Raw genomic sequence first — 15,515 nt, forward strand, 5'->3', positions numbered from 1 at the left:
GGCCGGTTGCGTGACAGACTGCCACCATGCCTCGCTCCACCCGTGACGCGGACGTCTCCCAGGACCTCCGCAAGGAGATCCACCGCACCGGCTACTACCCCGAGGTCGTCGCAGACGGCGTCTTCTCGGCCGCGGGCGGTGAGGAGGTCGTCTCCTACTTCGTCCACCACGAGACGACCTTCGACCACGAAGAGGTGCGCCGCCACCTCACGGCGCTGCTGCTCACCCCGACCCGGCTGGTGATCGCCCACACCGACGAGCACCCCGGCGACGACCTGCTGCCCGAGCCCTACACCTCGACCACGACCGAGGCGGTCACGCTGACCTCGATCCGCACCGTCGTCGTGACCCGGATGGTGGCCAACCCGACGAAGGGCGTCGCGCCGCCGGCCGAGGCCGTGCTGACCATCGGGTGGGGCGGCGTGGGTCGCCTCGACCTCGAGCCCGCCGCGTGCTCCGACCCCGAGTGCGACGCCGACCACGGCTACACCGGCACGCTGGCCGGCGACGACTACACCCTGCGTGTGTCCGCGGCTGCCGAGGGCTCGGACGCGGTGGCCGGGCTGCTGGCCTTCTCCGACGCGCTGTCCGCGCGCACGCGTGGATGAACGCTCCCCGGTGACGGGCGCGTTCACCCCGCCGGCGTACGGCGACCGCTCGCTCGCCGACGTGGTGCCGTCCGTGGCCCGTGCGCTGGGCACGCCCCTGGACGGTCACCCGGTCGGCCTCGAGCTGCCGCCCGCGCCGTCGTACGTCGTGTTCCTCGTGGACGGCATGGGCGCCGAGCTGCTCGTCCGCCACGCCCACGCGGCGCCGTACCTCTCCTCCCTCCTCGAGGGTGGCTCGACCGGCACCGCCGGGGTCCCCTCGACCACCGCGACCTCGCTCACCTCGCTCGGCACCGGTCTGGTGCCCGGTGCCCACGGGCTGGTGGGCTTCACCGCCCGCATCCCCGGCACCGACCGCCTGCTCAACCACCTGTGGTGGGACAAGGGCATCGACCCGGTCGAGTGGCAGCCGCACCCCACCGCCCTCGGGCGCCTGGCGGACGCCGGGGTGCACGTCACGTCGGTGAACAGGCGCGACTTCGACGGCTCGGGGCTGACCGTGGCCTCGCAGCGCGGAGCGACGTACGTCGGCGCGGACCGCGTCGGTGAGCGGATCGCCGCGACCGTGAGCGCGTCGGCCCACCAGCCGTCGCTGACCTACGTCTACGACTCCGACCTCGACTGGACCGGCCACAAGTTCGGCGTGGCCTCCACGCAGTGGCTCCAGCAGCTCGCGATGGTCGACGCCGAGGCCGAGCAGCTGCGTGAGGCGCTGCCCGCCGCGACCCGGCTGCTGGTGGTGGCCGACCACGGGATGGTCGACAGCCCGCGCGACGCACGCGTGGACGTCGACGCCGTCGACGGGATGCGCGACGGGGTCTGGCTGCTCGGCGGCGAGGCCCGCTTCCGCCACCTCTACTGCTCGGGGCGCGCCGTCGACGACGTCCTCGCCACGTGGCGCGAGGTGCTGGGGGAGCGGGCGACGGTCCTGGCCCGCGAGGACGCCGTCGACCGCGGATGGTTCGGGGCGGTCGATGCGCGCGTGCTGCCCCGGCTGGGCGACGTGATGGTCGCCTGCCACGACGACACCGCGATCGTGTCGACCCGCGACTTCGCCTACGAGGACACCCTCGTCGGGCTGCACGGCTCCCTGACCTCGACCGAGATGCTGATCCCCATCCTCGTGGGGTGAGGACCGGCCTCAGCCGAAGGGCAGCGGCTCCGGGGCGAGGCTGACGGCCTTGGCGCGCGCGGCGGTGAGCCGGCGGCGGTGGTGCTGGCGGCACAGGACCTCGTAGGCCACGTCCGCGGGCGGCTCGTCGGCCTGCTCGACGTCGCCGACGACGATCACCTCGCCGTCGGTGACCATCGCGCCGTTCTCGGTGCGCGCGTTGTGGGTGGCGCGCTTGCCGCACCAGCACAGCGCCTCGACCTGGAGCACGTTCATCCGGTCGGCGAGCTCGACGAGCCGTGCACTGCCGGGGAAGAGGACGCTGCGGAAGTCGGTGAGGATGCCGAAGGCGAACACGTCGATCTGGAGCTCGTCGACGACCTTGGCGAGCTGGTCGATCTGGTCGGCGGAGTAGAACTGGGCCTCGTCGCAGATGAGGTAGTCGATGCGACCGCCGCGGGTGAGCGTGGTGACGACGTAGGCCCAGAAGTCGAAGTCGGTGCCGACCTCGAGCGCGTCGTGGGTCAGGCCCAGGCGGCTCGAGACGACCGCCGCGCCGGAGCGGTCGTGGGTGGTGAAGATGCGGCCGACGCGTCCTCGGGCAGCGTGGTTGTGGTTGGTCTGGAGCGCCAGCGTCGACTTGCCGGAGTCCATCGTGCCCGTGAAGAAGTGCAGTTCAGCCATGACCGGCCGATCTTGTCACAGCCCGGGCGCCGACCGGCGGCTACCGTGCCGGGCATGGACCACGACTTCGGCCCGCTCATCAGTCCCGAGGAGCTGGCGGCGACGCTGGACGACGTCACGGTGCTCGACGTGCGCTACGTGATGGGCGGCCCGCCCGGCCGCGGGCTGCACGAGGCCGGCCACGTGCCCGGAGCGGCGTACGTCGACCTGGACCGTGACCTGGCCGCCCCGCCCGGCGCGGGGGGACGGCACCCGCTGCCGGACGTCGGCGCGTTCGAGGCAGCGATGCGTCGGGCCGGCGTGCGCGACGCACGGTCCGTCGTGGTCCACGACGACTGGCAGGGGCGTGCTGCGGCGCGGGCCTGGTGGCTGCTGCGCCACCACGGCCACGACGACGTACGCGTCCTCGACGGTGGCTGGAGCGCCTGGCGCGAGGGCGGGCACCCGGTGGAGCAGGGCCCTGCGCTGGTCGAGCCCGGTGACTTCACTGCCGCCTCGCCCGGCCGGATGCCGGTGGTCGGTGCGGGCGACGTGCGCGACGTCGACGTGCTGGTCGACGCCCGCGCGCCCGAGCGCTTCGCCGGGGAGACCGAGCCCGTCGACCCGGTCGCCGGGCACATCCCCGGCGCCGTCAACGTGCCGACGACCGAGAACCTCGATGGGCGCGGCCGGTTCCGCTCGCCGGAGGACCTTCGCGAGGTCTACGCCCGCGCGGGTGCCACCGACGCCGCGACCGTCGCCGCCTACTGCGGCTCGGGGGTGACCGCCGCCCACGACGTGCTGGCGATGGAGGTCGCGGGCATCCGGGCCGCGCTCTACCCCGGGAGCTGGAGCGGGTGGATCACCGACCCCGGGCGGCCCGTCGCGACAGGCCGCTGATCAGCCAGCGGTGACCTCGTCGCCGACCCGGATCCTGCCCTCGGTCAGCGGGACCAGGTGGGCGGCGAAGAGCGTCTTGCCGTCGACGAGGCGGTGGCGGGCCAGCGTGCGGGTCGGCTCCTTCGCCGTGCGGAGCGTGGCGGGGTCGAGGGTGGCCATCACGCAGCGGCCGACAGGCTTGGCGAGGCGGAAGCGGACCTCGCCCACGCGGATCTCGCCCCAGTGGTCCTCCGCGAACGGCTCGTCGCCGTCGACGACGAGGTTGGCGCGGAACCGCTCGATCGGCAGCGGCTCCGGGGGCTCCTCTCCGCCCTCCATGGCCCGCTCGAGCATCCAGTCGTGGAGCCGGCGCAGGGAGGCGAGCGATGCGACGGTGACCGGGAACGAGTCCGCGAAGGCGGTGTGGTCGCCGGGGGAGGAGAACCCGGGCTGCAGGCGGCGGCGCGTCGGGTCGTGGCACCACACGAGGCGTACGTCGACCCCGAGGACGTCGCGCAGCCACGCGTCGGCCCCCGGCCCGGCGGGCGTCGCGGGCAGGTCGAGGGAGAACAGGTGCACCGGCATCTCGCGACCCTCGGGCAGGCTGACGTCCAGGTCGGCGTGACCGGCTGCACGCAGGCGCAGCGCCGACGACACCGTCGGATCGGTGGTGGGGGTGTCGGCGACGACACGCATGAGCGCAGGCACCTCCCGCGCGGAGACCAGCCGGCTGTCGGGCCCGACGAGCATCCACGAGCGGTCGTCGGCGAGGCCGCGCGCCAGCACGTGGGCGGCCTCGACCGGCCGGATCGCTGCGGACTTCAGCGGGTGGACGTTGAGGCGGACCAGCCGCACGGCCTCAGTCGCCCTTGCCGCCGCCGAACATGATCTCGTCCCAGCTCGGGACCGATGCGCGACCACGCTTCTTGGGCTTGGCGGCCGGCTCGGCGGGTGCCTGCGCGGCGGGCTGCCCCGGCTCGGGTTCCTGCTCGGGCTCGGGGTCCGCCGAGCGGTTGGCGTCGGCGTCCTCGGACGGGGTGCCGTCGGTGCCCTCGAGGTAGGCCTCGATCGACTGCTCGGAGCCGGCGGCACCGGACATCTCCATCGTGGTCTCGTTGGGGGACTCCTCGTCGGTCACCCCGTCGCTCACCGCGCCGTCGGCCACCATCTCGATGGCGTCCTCGCCGAGCGGGACGTCGCCGTCGACCGCGCTGAGACGGCGCTGGCGGGCCAGGGCCAGGTCGTCGGAGGCAGGCTCGGCGGGCGCAGCCGCGGCGGCGTCGCCGACCAGCCAGCGGGCGTCCTCGTCGTCGACGGTCACGAAGTTGCCGCGCGGGTCGTGGGAGAAGGTCGCGGCACCGGTGCGGCCGGCGACGTCGTACAGGCCGGTCAGGGTCCAGCGGCCGTCCTCGCGGCGGAAGGCGTCCCACTCGACGCTGTTCGGGTCGGCGTTGTGCGCCCGCAGCTGCGCGGTGACCGCCTCGCCGAGGGTCCGGGCGCCGGACTCGGTGGCGCGACGGCGTACGGAGGCGAGCTGGGCGCGCTGGGCGACGTGCGCGCGCTCGGCCATCACCGGCGCCGCGAACGCCATGATCTTCTCCACCGACGTGCCGGCGGCGTGGGCGACCGCCTCGGGCGACTCACCCGCCCGGATGCGCGTCTGGATGTCGCGGGGACGGAGGGTTGATTCCATCGGGATCTCCAACTGGCCGTTGCTTTCGGGTGCGCCGGTGAAGGCGCGGCGGAGCCGGGCGTCGATCACCAGGGTGTGCTCCTGGCCCGACTCGTCCACCAGCAGCAGGCGCTTGCCGTCCTTGCTGCGTCCGGTGAACGTCAGCTTGGCCATGGACGGAGGGCTCCTGCCTGAGGTGGTCATCGATGCGAGGCATCCGATCGCGTCGAGCCTACGCCAGCGCGGGGCCCGGGTCTGGTTGCGCCTGCGGCGCGCCGGGGCCGCTCGGTCAGGGGGCGTGTCCACCCCTGACGGCTGGTTGGCGGGCAGCCGCCGCGGCGATCTAGCCTTCGAGCGTGCCCGAGACCGAGTTCGCCGCGACGCTCGTCGTCCTCGACCTCGTCGGCATCTTCGCCTTCGCGGTCGCTGGGGCGCTCGTGGCCGTCCGCAAGAACCTCGACCTCTTCGCCGCGCTCGTCCTCGGCGGCGTCACCGGGCTCGGCGGGGGCTTCATCCGCGACGTGCTGATCGGCGCGACGCCGCCCGCCGCGCTGGCCGACTGGCGCTACCTCCTGGTGCCGGTCGCCGCCGGCCTGCTGACCTTCGTCTTCCACCCCACGGTGGGCCGGCTCGAACGGTTCGTCACCCTCTTCGACGCCTTCGGGCTCGCACTCTTCTGCGTCACCGGCGCCCTCAAGGCGGTCGACTACGGTCTCGACCCGCTCCCCGCCGCGCTCATGGGCATGTTGACCGGCATCGGCGGCGGCATGCTCCGCGACGTGCTCTCGGGCAGCGTGCCGGTGATCTTCGAGGGCGTCCTCTACGCGACGCCCGCGCTGGCCGGGGCGAGCGTCGCGGTGCTGCTCGACCGCACGGACCTGCCGCTGGTCGTGGTCGCCGCGGCGGGCTTCACGACCTGCCTCGGGTGGCGTCTGCTCGCCCTCGTGCGGGACTGGCGCGCCCCGCTCCCAAGGGCCCGGCGAACGTCTGAGGCGGCCGGGCGGCTCAGACGCCCAGCACGCGCCGGAGGTAGGGGTTGGCGAACACCCGGTCCGGGTCGAGCCGGTCGCGCATCGCGAGGAAGTCGTCGAAGCGGTCGTACACCGGCGCGAGGTCCGCGGCCGCGCGCGTGTGGACCTTGCCCCAGTGGGGTCGTCCGCCCGCCTCGCGCAGCAGCGGCTCGAGGCCGCCGAAGTAGGGGCGGTGGTCGGTGTCGGCCGGCACGTGGAAGGCGAGGTAGAGGCTGTCGCGACCGTGGGAGGTCGACAGCGGGACGTCGTCGGCCGGAGCGGTGCGGACCTCGACGGGGAAGGCGATGCGCCAGTCGCTGGCCTCGATCACCCGTCGGCACTCGCGCAGCACGTCGAGGCCGACCTCGCGCGGGACGGCGTACTCCATCTCGCGGAAGCGGACCCGGCGCGGGCTGACGAAGACGCGGTGCGCGAGGTCGCTGTAGCGGCGATCGGAGAGCGCCCGGCCGGCGACGCGGTTGATCCGCGGGACCAGGCCCGGCGACCGGGAGCCGACGCGGCACAGCGCACCGAAGACCGTGTTCGCGACCAGCTCGTCCTCCCACCACGCCGCCAGGCGCGAGGGCGGCTCCTGCTCGCCGGGCTCGAGGTCGGTGCGGACGTTCTGCTTGACCACCATCGCGTCGGTGTGGGGGAACCAGTACATGTCGACGTGGTGCGCCGCAGCCACCATCTCGTCGTACGACGCGAGCGCGGCGTCCCACGTCATCGGTTGCTCGTGGGCCTCCACCACGAAGAGCGGCTCGACGTGGAAGCTGAGGCTCGTCAGGATGCCGAGGGCGCCGAGCCCGACGCGGGCGACGTCGAGGACGTCGGCGTTCTCCTCCGCCGACGCGCGCAGCACCTCGCCGGTGCCGGTGACCAGCTCGAGGCCGGCGAGCTGGGCCGAGAGGCCGGCGGCGGTGCCGCCCGTGCCGTGGGTGCCGGTCGACGTGGCGCCGGCCAGGGTCTGCTCGGCGATGTCGCCCATGTTGTGCAGCGACAGGCCCAGGCGCTCGAGGGCAAGGTTGAGGTCCTTCAGCGGGGTGCCGGCGCGAGCGGTCACGGTCATCGCCTGTCGATCGACCTCGACGACGCCGCGCATAGCGTCGGGACGCAGCATCGTGTGCTCGGGGGCGGCGATCGCGGTGAACGAGTGCCCGGTGCCGGTCATCTTGACGGTGGTGCCGGCCTCCCGCGCGTGGCGTACGGCCTCGACGACCGCCTCGACGGACGCCGGCGTCGCGACCTCGCGGGGAGCCGCCTCCTCGAGGCCGGACCAGTTGCGCCAGCAGGTCGCCGTCATGAGCGAACGGTAGCCAATGTGCGCGACGGCCGGGCCGCCTGCGCGGCGAGCGCGCCGAGCACGCCGCCGGCGAGTGCCACGGCGTAGGCCGCCGACGCCCCGCTGTGGTCCACCACGAAGCCGGCGATGCTCGCGCCCGGTGCGACGCCGGCGACGATCCCGGTGTGCAGGATCGCCATGCCTTCGGTCAGCCGGCCCGAGGGCACGCCCTGCTCCACCATCGTCATCGCGCCGATCATCGTGGGCGCGATGGCGAGCCCGCCGACGAGCAGCACGACGGCCATCAGGGGGATCGAGGAGACGAACATCAACGGCGCCATGGCCAGCGCCATCGCCGCCGAACCCCATCGCAGGCGGACGTCCGGCCCGCTGCGCCACGCGATCGCGCCGGTGACGAGGCCCGCCAGCAGGCTGCCGAGCGACCACGCGGCCAGCAGCCAGCCGGCGGCCCCGCGCTGGCCCTGCTCCTCCGCGAACGCGACGGTCGTGACCTCCGCGGCCCCGAACAGGGCGCCGAGGGTGAGGCAGACGAGTGCCAACGGCAGCACCAGCCGCCACGGCATGGGCGGCTTCGGTCCGCCGCTGGTCGAGCTGCGACCGGCCGGGGGCTCCGTGCGCCGCTGCACGGCGAAGGCGTAGGTCCCGAGCACGCCGCTGACGAGGGCGAAGGTGAGCCCGGCGACGGGGTGGTAGCCGGTGGCCAGCAGCGTGACGAGCACCGGGCCGACCACGAAGACGACCTCGTCGAGCACCGCCTCCAGCGCGAAGGCCGTCTGCTTCTCGCCCGGCTCGTCGAGCAGGTGCGACCAGCGGGTCCGCACGCTCGCGCCGACCTGGGGGAGCGAGGCGCCCGCCAGGGCGGCGAAGACGTAGGTCCACACCCGCCCCCAGTCCTGCTCGACCGCCGTCATCATCAGCGCCAGCCCGACGCCGAAGACGGAGATCGCGAGGGGGAGGACGCGCGACTGGCCGAAGTGGTCGACCCACCGGCCGTGCAGCACGGCGAAGGCTGCCTCGGCCAGCACGAAGACGGCGGCGACCGTGCCGGCGAGCCCGTAGGAGCCGGTGCGCTGCTGGACGAGCAGCACGATGCCGAGACCGACCATGGAGATGGGCAGGCGCGCGACGAGGGCGGCGCTGCTGAAGGCGAGGGCACCCGGGCGCCTGAGCACCCGGGCGTAGGAGTCGAGCATCGAGGTGATGGTAGGCCCGCCTAGGCTGGCGCCATGAATCCTGCGGGACCCGACGTGAAGCCGTACGACGCGCTGCTGGTGCTCTCCTTCGGAGGCCCCGAGAAGCCCGAGGACGTGGTGCCGTTCCTGGAGAACGTCACCCGCGGGCGAGGCATCCCCCGCGAGCGCCTGGAGCAGGTCGGGGAGCACTACTTCCTCTTCGGCGGCAAGAGCCCGATCAACGACCAGAACCGCGCGCTCATCGCGGAGCTGGAGAAGGACCTCGCCGACCAGGGGATCCACCTGCCGGTCTACTTCGGCAACCGCAACTGGGACCCCTACCTCGCCGACACGCTCGCGCAGATGACCGCCGACGGCGTGCAGCGGGCCGCGGTGTTCGCCACGTCGGCGTACTCGTCGTGGTCGTCGTGCCGGCAGTACCGCGAGAACCTCTTCGACGCCGTCGAGCAGGTCGAGGGTGCGCCGCGCCTGGACAAGCTGCGGCAGTACTACAACCACCCCGGCTTCATCGAGCCGGCCGTCGACGCCTGCCTCGCGGCGCTCGCAGAGCTCCCCGACGACGGTGACCGGGCCCGCCTCGTCTTCGTCACCCACTCGATCCCGACCGCGATGGCCGAGACCAGCGGCTCCGAGGACCCCCTGGGCCAGCCCCGCGAGGCCTACGTCCGCCAGCACCGCAGCGCCGTCGACGAGGTCGCTCGGCGGGTGCACGAGGCGACGGGTCGCGCCCACCGCCACGATCTCGTCTACTGCTCGCGCTCCGGTGCGCCGTCGACGCCGTGGCTCGAGCCCGACGTCAACGACCACCTCGAGGAGCTGGCCACCGACGGTGTGAGCAGCGTGGTGTTGATGCCGATCGGCTTCGTCTCCGACCACATGGAGGTCATCTACGACCTCGACACCGAGGCGATGGAGACCGCCGAGCGCCTCGGCATCGCGGCCGTGCGCGCCGCGACCGCCGGGGTGGACCCGCGCTTCGTCGCGATGGTGCGTGACCTGCTCCTCGAGCGCGCCGCAGCGGAGCGGGGCGAGGCTCCCGAGCGGCCGGCCGTGGGCTCGATGCCGGCCGGTCCGGACGTCTGCGGGGCGGGCTGCTGCCCCAACCCGCGCGGTCCGCGCCCCGCCCTGTGCGGTCGCGACTCGTGAGCCCTGCGGATCCCGCCGCCCTGCGGGACCTGGCCCGCGCCGTCGCCCACGAGGGCGCCGCGCTGGCCCGGCAGATGCGAGTCGGCGGCATCGACGTCGCCGACACCAAGACGAGCGCCGTCGACGTGGTCACCGAGGCCGACCGGGCCGTGGAGGTGCTGGTGCGCGAGCGCATCACGGCCGCGCGTCCCGACGACGCGATCCTCGGCGAGGAGGGCGACGACCGGCCCGGCATCAGCGGAGTGCGGTGGGTCGTCGACCCGATCGACGGCACCGTCAACTACCTCTACGGCCTGCCCGACTGCGCGGTGTCCATCGCCGCGGAGGTCGACGGCGAGGTCGTGGCCGGCGCCGTGGTCGCCATCCCCACCGGCACTGAGTACGCCGCCGCCCGCGGCCTCGGCGCCACCCGGGACGGTGCCCCCATCGGCGTACGCCCCACCCCGCCGCTGGCCGAGCGACTGGTCCTCACCGGCTTCGGCTACCAGCGCGCCGTCCGCGAGCACCAGGCCGCATGCGTCGCGCGGCTGCTGCCCGAGGTGCGTGACATCCGCCGCATGGGCTCGTGCTCGCTCGACCTGTGCCATGTCGCCGAGGGCAGCGCCGACGCCTACGTCGAGGCCGGTCCGCAGCCGTGGGACTGGTCGGCCGGCGGTCTCGTGCTGCGCGAGGCGGGGGGTCGCTTCGAGCTCCTCGACGGCACGATGACGCTTCCCGGGTTTCCCCGGCGCAACGTCGTCGTGGGGGCTCCCGCGCAGGGCTGGGGCACCTTCGTCGAGGCCCTGCAAGGCACCGGCTTCCTCGCCTGAAGGGGTGGCCCGCGTCACGCCCGGACGGGTGGCGTCCGCCGGGCTGGACCACGGGTGCCACGCCGGGAATAGCGGGACGTCGTGCACTGTTCAGGCGACACGTTGCGGACCGGCTCACCACGGAGGCGGTTCATGGTGCACAATCTGGCGCCGACGACGAGCAACAACTCGGTCTCACGCCCGTGCCGATCCGGCCGGTCTGAGCCACTGCATGGGGAGAGGGATTCGATGGCCACCGACTACGACGCACCGCGCAAGTCCGAGGAGGACCAGAGCGAGGAGAGCATCGAGGAGCTCAAGGCCCGCCGCCACGACAAGAACTCCGGCAAGGTCGACGAGGACGAGACCGAGGCGGCCGAGTCCTTCGAGCTTCCCGGTGCCGATCTCTCGCACGAAGAGCTGGCGGTCGAGGTCATGCCGCGGCAGGACGACGAGTTCACCTGCATGAGCTGCTTCCTGGTGCACCACCGCTCGCAGCTGGCCGATGAGAAGAAGCTCATCTGCCGCGACTGCGTCTGAGCAGACCACGTACGACGCACAGCGCCCGCCCCTCGCACGAGGGGCGGGCGCTGTGACGTGCGGGAAGGTGCGCTCAGGAGCTGGCGGCAGGGGCCTTCGAGGCGTCCTGTCCGTCCTTCGCCAGCTGCGGGGGCAGGTGCCCGGTGGACTTGGCGTAGTAGCCCGCCGCGCGACGTGCCGCCAGCATCCGGACCACGCCGATCATGGTGCCGCTCACGGCCGCCCACATGACCGCCTCGCCGAGCCCGACGTCGGGGTCCGCCGGGTTGGTCGGCGGGTTCTTGCCGGTGGTGGCGCGCCACGTGGTGTTCAGCCCCTTCTTGGCGATCGCCGCCGCGCCGATCGCAGCGACGAGCGAGAACGCGGAGAAGAACTTGCTGGAGGAGTCCTGGGAAGCCATGCACGCACCCTATCCAGCGTCTCAGCGCGTCCGCGTCGCCTCTAGGGCTGAGACGAGGGCGTCGGGCCGCCGACAGCTGATCAGCCAGTAGGGAGTGGGATCGGCCGGGTCGGTGATGTCCACCCGCACGCCGCGCTTGAGGTAGGGCCGCAGGAGGAGGTAGGCGCGGGCGTCGGCGTCCACCCCGGCCTGGCGGCGTACGCCGTCCGCGTCGAGGGCGGTCGCTGCCCCGACGTGCTCGAGGCCGATGTGCGCCCGGCCGGCCCGCAGGGTGCGTCCGTCGACCGAGACCTTCGGGCTGCCGTAGGTGCCGAGCAGCGCCACGAGCAGTGCCAGCGCGACCGCCGTGACCGACCACGCGACGACCTCGGGCGTCGCGGCCAGCACCGCCAACCAGAGCGACGCCACGAGCATGGTGCCCTGCACCCACCAGCGCAGCGGGACGGTGAGGCGTTCGGCGTAGTCCACGCCGCAGAGCCTATAGATTCTCTCCTCGTGCCCGACGCCCACCTCACGCCCGAGCCCCAGCTCGACATCCAGCTCGACATCCAGGTCGTGCGGCTCGACCCCGACCTGCCGCTGCCGTCCTACGCCCACCCGGGCGACGCGGGCGCGGACCTGCACACCACCGTGGACGTCACCCTCGCCCCCGGTGAGCGGGCCCTGGTGCCGACGGGCATCGCGGTCGCGCTGCCCGACGGCTACGTCGCGCTGGTGCACCCGCGCTCCGGGCTCGCGGCGCGCCACGGGTTGTCCATCGTCAACACCCCCGGCACCGTGGACGCGGGCTACCGCGGTGAGGTGAAGGTCCTGCTGATCAACCACGACCCCGTCGAGCCGGTCACGCTGCGCCGCGGCGAGCGCATCGCCCAGCTGGTGGTGCAGCGCTTCGAGCGGGCGCGCTTCGTCGAGGTGGGGGTGCTGCCCGAGTCGGTGCGGGGCGCCGGGGGCTACGGTTCTACTGGTACGGGTGTGCGCGCATGAGTCCTGCGCGCCTCGGACCCATCGACAAGGAGTGCTGACGTGAAGTTCCGCCGCAAGGCAGAGGCCACCGACCCGGCCGTGACGGCCGACGACGCAACCACCGCCGCGGACGAGCCGACCCCTGCCACGACGGCGTCCGGGCCGTTCGACGTCTCGGAGGTGGAGGGCGACGGCATCGATCGCGCCGACCTCGGCTCGGTGCTGGTGCCCGCGATCGCCGACCGCGAGCTGCGGCTGCAGGTCGACGAGCAGAGCGGTCAGGTGCGGGCCGTGATGCTCGCCGGCCAGGACGGCGCCGTCGAGTTCCAGGCCTTCGCCGCGCCGCGCAACGGCGACCTCTGGTCCGACGTCCGACCGCAGATCGCGGCCGACATGGCGCGTCGCGGTGGCCACGCCACCGAGCGTGAGGGCCGCTGGGGCACCGAGCTCGTCTGCGCGATGCCGGTCCAGCGTCCCGACGGCACCGCCGCCACCCAGCCCTCGCGCATCATCGGCATCAACGGCGAGCGCTGGATGCTCCGCGCGTCGTTCCTCGGACGGCCGGCCGTCGAGCCCGACGCCGCCTCGGAGTGGGAGGACGCCCTCGCCCAGGTCGTCGTACGCCGTGGCGAAGGCGCGATGCCGGTCGGCGAGCCGCTGCCGGTGCGCCTGCCGGACGACGCCCGCCGGGTGAGGTGAGCCCAGCCGTGGCCGAGAAGAGCCGCCTGCGACAGGCGCTGTCGAAGTGGGCCGACAGCTCGGAGGCCCACCAGCGTGACCTGCGCCAGTCGCAGACCAGCGACGAGGCCGTGTGCATCTCCGAGGCTCCCGAGCGCGAGCACGTCGTGGTCAACGGAGTGGTCCGCACCGTGACGCTGCGCCCCCGCGGGGGCGTCCCCGCCCTGGAGGCCGAGCTCGACGACGGCTCCGGGGTCATCACCGTCGTGTGGCTCGGGCGACGCCGGATCTCCGGCATCGGCCCCGGCCGGGCGATGACCGTGGCCGGGTGCATCGGTCGCCAGAGCGGTGTGCCGATCATGTTCAACCCCCGTTACGAGCTGCGCCCGTGAGCGAGCCGACGCAGAAGACCGCCGCCACGGCCGACACCGACACGGTCGAGGCCGTGGTGCGCCATCAGCTCTCCAGGGCCCTCGGTGGGCGCCGGGGCATGGCCGAGGCGGCCGTCCCGACGATCCTGTTCACGCTCGTCTGGCTCACGATGCGCGACCTCGACACCGCGATCTACGTCAGTGTCGGCGCGGCGCTGGTGCTGCTCGTGATCCGGCTCGTGCAGCGCTCGACCGTGCAGTTCGTGGTCAACGCGCTGTTCGGCATCGCGATCGGGTGGTACTTCGTGCACCGATCCGCCGCGGCCGGCGGCTCCGAGCAGGACCAGGCGCTGGCCTACTTCCTGCCCGGCATCCTCTACAACGGCGGCTACGCCCTGGTGCTGGGATTCACGTGCATCATCGGGTGGCCACTGGTCGGCTTCATGGTCGGCAGCATCACCGGCGACCCGACGGCCTGGCACTCCGACCGGCAGGTCGTGAAGCTCTGCAGCCGCCTCACGTGGCTGCTGGTCGCCCCCTGCGTGCTCCGCGTGGTCATCCAGGCGCCGATCTGGCTCGCCGGCAGCTCCGGGTCGATCGACCCCGACGCCGCCGTCGCGGCGCTCGGCGTGCTCAAGATCGCGCTGGGCTGGCCGCTCCAGCTGGCCGCGCTGGGCACCATGGTGTGGCTGCTCTCGCGCAACCGGACACCGGTCACGCCGGCTGCCGGCGACGCGACGCCTGCCTGACGGCGCACGTCCTCCTGACGGCGTACGCCGCTGCGCTCAGCGGTGGCCGGGGGAGAGCAGCTGCTCGAGCTCGGTCTCGACCTCGGTCGGGACCACGAAGAGCAGCTCGTCGCCGGACTCCAGCGGCTGCTCGGCGTCGGGGGTGTAGACCTGCCCGTCGCGCAGGATCGTCACCAGCGCGCAGTTGTCGGGGAAGGGCACCAGCCCGCTCGGGGTCCCGACGTAGGGGGAGTCGGCCGACAGGGTGAGCTCGACCAGGTTGGCGTTGCCCTGGCGGAAGGTGAACAGGCGCACGAGGTCGCCGATGGAGACGGCCTCCTCGACCAGGGCCGACATGATGCGGGGGGTGGAGACGTTGACGTCGACGCCCCACGCCTCGGTGAAGAGCCACTCGTTGTTGGGGTGGTTGACCCGCCCCACCGTGCGCGGCACGCCGAACTCGGTCTTGGCGAGCAGCGAGGTCACCAGGTTGGCCTTGTCGTCGCCGGTCGCGGCGATCACGACGTCGCACTTGCCCAGCTGCGCCTCGGCGAGGGAGGACAGCTCGCAGGAGTCGGCCAGCAGCCACTCCGCGTGCGGGACCCGTTCGGGGCGGATCGCCGACGAGCTCTTGTCGATGAGCAGGACCTGGTGTCCGTTCTCGATCAGCTCCCGGGCGATCGAGCGACCCACGGCTCCGGCTCCGGCGATGGCGACGCGCATGTGTGGTGCTCCTGCTTCAGTCGGGGGTCGGGTCAGTCGGCTTCGGGGCCGGCTTCGAGCACGGCGTAGGCGTGCGCCGCGTGCTCCTCGCGCATCACCAGGTGGAGCATGTCGCCCTCCTGCAGCACGGTCTCGCGGGTGGGCAGCATGCCCTCGCCGAGCCGGTCGATCCACGCGATGCGGCTGCGCGACTGCATCTGGAACTCGACCGTCCGGCTGCCGATCCACGCCTCCGGGATCGGCACGTGGTCGACGCGGATGGTGCCCGAGGGGTCGCGGAAGTCGGGCTCGGCGCCGGCGGGCAGGATCCGGCGCAGCACCTGGTCGGCGGTCCACTTGACCGTGGCGACCGTCGTGATGCCCAGACGCTGGTAGACCTCGGCGCGGCCCGGGTCGTAGATGCGGGCCACGACCTGCTGGAGACCGAAGGTCTCGCGGGCCACCCGAGCGGCGATGATGTTGGAGTTGTCGCCGCTGGACACCGCGGCGAACGCGTCGGCGCGACGGATGCCGGCCTTCTCGAGCACCTGCTGGTCGAAGCCGTAGCCGGTGATCTTGTCGCCGTTGAACTCCGGACCCAGGCGCCGGAACGCGTCCGGCTCGCTGTCGATGATCGACACGGTGTGGTTGCGGTCCTCGAGGCTGCGGGCGAGCGTCGAACCGACGCGGCCACAGCCCATGATCACGACGTGCACACGGGAACCGTATCCCAGCGGGGACATCGGCGGTTGCGGGT

General features: G+C 73.2%; 19 protein-coding genes and 1 pseudogene. 11 read left to right on the top strand and 9 right to left on the bottom strand.

Annotated features, from left to right (window positions below; translation table 11 throughout):
* Positions 1-26 precede the first annotated feature (26 nt).
* Positions 27-608: a DUF5998 family protein gene (locus CFI00_RS11380; RefSeq protein ID WP_207085238.1), complete on the top strand. Its 582-nt coding sequence runs from the start codon at positions 27-29 to the stop codon at positions 606-608.
* A gap of 10 nt (positions 609-618) precedes the next feature.
* Positions 619-1,740, top strand: a complete 1,122-nt coding sequence (locus CFI00_RS11385) for a nucleotide pyrophosphatase/phosphodiesterase family protein (RefSeq protein WP_207085239.1) — start codon at positions 619-621, stop codon at positions 1,738-1,740.
* Positions 1,741-1,749: 9 nt separating this feature from the next.
* On the opposite strand, the gene CFI00_RS11390 is transcribed toward CFI00_RS11385, so the two are convergent.
* Positions 1,750-2,403 (bottom strand): thymidine kinase, encoded by a 654-nt coding sequence (locus tag CFI00_RS11390; RefSeq protein ID WP_207085240.1) that lies wholly within the window; start codon positions 2,401-2,403, stop codon positions 1,750-1,752.
* A 54-nt stretch (positions 2,404-2,457) separates the two neighbouring features.
* Between CFI00_RS11390 and CFI00_RS11395 the strand changes: the two genes are divergently transcribed.
* A complete protein-coding gene (locus tag CFI00_RS11395; RefSeq protein ID WP_207085241.1) occupies positions 2,458-3,282 on the top strand; it encodes a sulfurtransferase in 825 nt (274 codons plus the stop codon).
* Here the strand turns inward: CFI00_RS11395 and CFI00_RS11400 are convergent, their stop codons facing one another.
* Both CFI00_RS11400 and sepH read right to left on the bottom strand, forming a co-directional pair.
* Positions 3,283-4,116 carry an MOSC N-terminal beta barrel domain-containing protein gene (locus CFI00_RS11400; protein WP_207085242.1) on the bottom strand — a complete coding sequence of 278 codons (834 nt, stop codon included), beginning with the start codon at positions 4,114-4,116 and terminating at the stop codon, positions 3,283-3,285.
* 4 nt (positions 4,117-4,120) lie between these two features.
* Positions 4,121-5,107, bottom strand: a complete 987-nt coding sequence (sepH, locus tag CFI00_RS11405; protein ID WP_207085243.1) for a septation protein SepH — start codon at positions 5,105-5,107, stop codon at positions 4,121-4,123.
* A gap of 182 nt (positions 5,108-5,289) precedes the next feature.
* Here sepH and CFI00_RS11410 point away from each other — a divergent pair.
* A pseudogene (locus CFI00_RS11410) lies at positions 5,290-5,790 on the top strand (TRIC cation channel family protein); the annotation flags it as partial.
* A gap of 148 nt (positions 5,791-5,938) precedes the next feature.
* On the opposite strand, the gene CFI00_RS11415 reads toward CFI00_RS11410, so the two are convergent.
* Both CFI00_RS11415 and CFI00_RS11420 read right to left on the bottom strand, forming a co-directional pair.
* The gene (locus tag CFI00_RS11415) at positions 5,939-7,249 is read right to left on the bottom strand and encodes a D-arabinono-1,4-lactone oxidase (protein WP_207085244.1); all 1,311 of its coding nucleotides are present in this window, start codon (positions 7,247-7,249) and stop codon (positions 5,939-5,941) included.
* Positions 7,246-8,442 carry an MFS transporter gene (locus CFI00_RS11420; RefSeq protein ID WP_207085245.1) on the bottom strand — a complete coding sequence of 399 codons (1,197 nt, stop codon included), beginning with the start codon at positions 8,440-8,442 and terminating at the stop codon, positions 7,246-7,248. Before CFI00_RS11420 ends, CFI00_RS11415 begins: the two co-directional genes overlap by 4 nt.
* Positions 8,443-8,475: 33 nt before the next feature.
* Here CFI00_RS11420 and CFI00_RS11425 point away from each other — a divergent pair, with 33 nt between their 5' ends.
* From CFI00_RS11425 to CFI00_RS11435, 3 genes are all read left to right on the top strand, one after another.
* Positions 8,476-9,588: a ferrochelatase gene (locus tag CFI00_RS11425; protein ID WP_207085246.1), complete on the top strand. Its 1,113-nt coding sequence runs from the start codon at positions 8,476-8,478 to the stop codon at positions 9,586-9,588.
* Positions 9,585-10,397, top strand: a complete 813-nt coding sequence (locus CFI00_RS11430; protein WP_242532807.1) for an inositol monophosphatase family protein — start codon at positions 9,585-9,587, stop codon at positions 10,395-10,397. Before CFI00_RS11425 ends, CFI00_RS11430 begins: the two co-directional genes overlap by 4 nt.
* Before the next feature lie 228 nt (positions 10,398-10,625).
* A complete protein-coding gene (locus CFI00_RS11435) occupies positions 10,626-10,916 on the top strand; it encodes a DUF4193 domain-containing protein (protein ID WP_207085247.1) in 291 nt (96 codons plus the stop codon).
* A gap of 73 nt (positions 10,917-10,989) precedes the next feature.
* Here CFI00_RS11435 and CFI00_RS11440 read toward each other — a convergent pair whose 3' ends face one another.
* Both CFI00_RS11440 and CFI00_RS11445 read right to left on the bottom strand, forming a co-directional pair.
* Positions 10,990-11,316 carry a DUF4235 domain-containing protein gene (locus CFI00_RS11440; protein ID WP_207085248.1) on the bottom strand — a complete coding sequence of 109 codons (327 nt, stop codon included), beginning with the start codon at positions 11,314-11,316 and terminating at the stop codon, positions 10,990-10,992.
* 21 nt (positions 11,317-11,337) lie between these two features.
* Positions 11,338-11,784, bottom strand: a complete 447-nt coding sequence (locus tag CFI00_RS11445) for a DUF3093 domain-containing protein (protein ID WP_207085249.1) — start codon at positions 11,782-11,784, stop codon at positions 11,338-11,340.
* 27 nt (positions 11,785-11,811) lie between these two features.
* On the opposite strand from CFI00_RS11445, the gene dut reads away from it, so the two are divergent.
* From dut to CFI00_RS11465, 4 genes are read left to right on the top strand one after another with little or no spacing between them, the layout of a single operon-like run.
* Positions 11,812-12,300, top strand: coding sequence for a dUTP diphosphatase (gene dut, locus CFI00_RS11450; RefSeq protein WP_277988374.1), 489 nt, complete (start codon positions 11,812-11,814; stop codon positions 12,298-12,300).
* Positions 12,301-12,339: 39 nt separating this feature from the next.
* Positions 12,340-12,978 carry a DUF3710 domain-containing protein gene (locus tag CFI00_RS11455; RefSeq protein ID WP_207085250.1) on the top strand — a complete coding sequence of 213 codons (639 nt, stop codon included), beginning with the start codon at positions 12,340-12,342 and terminating at the stop codon, positions 12,976-12,978.
* A gap of 8 nt (positions 12,979-12,986) precedes the next feature.
* Positions 12,987-13,349: an OB-fold nucleic acid binding domain-containing protein gene (locus CFI00_RS11460; protein WP_207085251.1), complete on the top strand. Its 363-nt coding sequence runs from the start codon at positions 12,987-12,989 to the stop codon at positions 13,347-13,349.
* On the top strand, positions 13,346-14,077 hold the full coding sequence (locus CFI00_RS11465; RefSeq protein WP_242532809.1) for a DUF3159 domain-containing protein: 732 nt from the start codon (positions 13,346-13,348) through the stop codon (positions 14,075-14,077). The genes CFI00_RS11460 and CFI00_RS11465 overlap by 4 nt, the downstream gene beginning before the upstream one ends.
* A gap of 36 nt (positions 14,078-14,113) precedes the next feature.
* On the opposite strand, the gene CFI00_RS11470 is transcribed toward CFI00_RS11465, so the two are convergent.
* Positions 14,114-14,779 (bottom strand): TrkA family potassium uptake protein, encoded by a 666-nt coding sequence (locus tag CFI00_RS11470; protein WP_207085252.1) that lies wholly within the window; start codon positions 14,777-14,779, stop codon positions 14,114-14,116.
* 32 nt (positions 14,780-14,811) lie between these two features.
* Complete coding sequence (locus CFI00_RS11475; protein WP_207085253.1) at positions 14,812-15,474, bottom strand: TrkA family potassium uptake protein; 663 nt, start codon at positions 15,472-15,474, stop codon at positions 14,812-14,814.
* Between the last annotated feature and the right edge of the window lie 41 nt (positions 15,475-15,515).

Origin of the sequence: Nocardioides sp. S5 (assembly GCF_017310035.1) — a bacterium.
In the GTDB taxonomy this organism is placed as follows: Bacteria; Actinomycetota; Actinomycetes; order Propionibacteriales; family Nocardioidaceae; genus Nocardioides.

Excerpts from the sequence above, each read along its gene's own strand:
- CFI00_RS11380 (WP_207085238.1), top strand. The coding sequence starts at position 27 with ATGCCTCGCTCCACCCGTGACGCGGACGTCTCCCAGGACCTCCGCAAG.
- CFI00_RS11390 (WP_207085240.1), bottom strand. The coding sequence starts at position 2,403 with ATGGCTGAACTGCACTTCTTCACGGGCACGATGGACTCCGGCAAGTCG.
- CFI00_RS11395 (WP_207085241.1), top strand. The coding sequence starts at position 2,458 with ATGGACCACGACTTCGGCCCGCTCATCAGTCCCGAGGAGCTGGCGGCG.
- sepH (WP_207085243.1), bottom strand. The coding sequence starts at position 5,107 with ATGGCCAAGCTGACGTTCACCGGACGCAGCAAGGACGGCAAGCGCCTG.
- CFI00_RS11415 (WP_207085244.1), bottom strand. The coding sequence starts at position 7,249 with ATGACGGCGACCTGCTGGCGCAACTGGTCCGGCCTCGAGGAGGCGGCT.
- CFI00_RS11420 (WP_207085245.1), bottom strand. The coding sequence starts at position 8,442 with ATGCTCGACTCCTACGCCCGGGTGCTCAGGCGCCCGGGTGCCCTCGCC.
- CFI00_RS11425 (WP_207085246.1), top strand. The coding sequence starts at position 8,476 with ATGAATCCTGCGGGACCCGACGTGAAGCCGTACGACGCGCTGCTGGTG.
- CFI00_RS11435 (WP_207085247.1), top strand. The coding sequence starts at position 10,626 with ATGGCCACCGACTACGACGCACCGCGCAAGTCCGAGGAGGACCAGAGC.
- CFI00_RS11440 (WP_207085248.1), bottom strand. The coding sequence starts at position 11,316 with ATGGCTTCCCAGGACTCCTCCAGCAAGTTCTTCTCCGCGTTCTCGCTC.
- CFI00_RS11470 (WP_207085252.1), bottom strand. The coding sequence starts at position 14,779 with ATGCGCGTCGCCATCGCCGGAGCCGGAGCCGTGGGTCGCTCGATCGCC.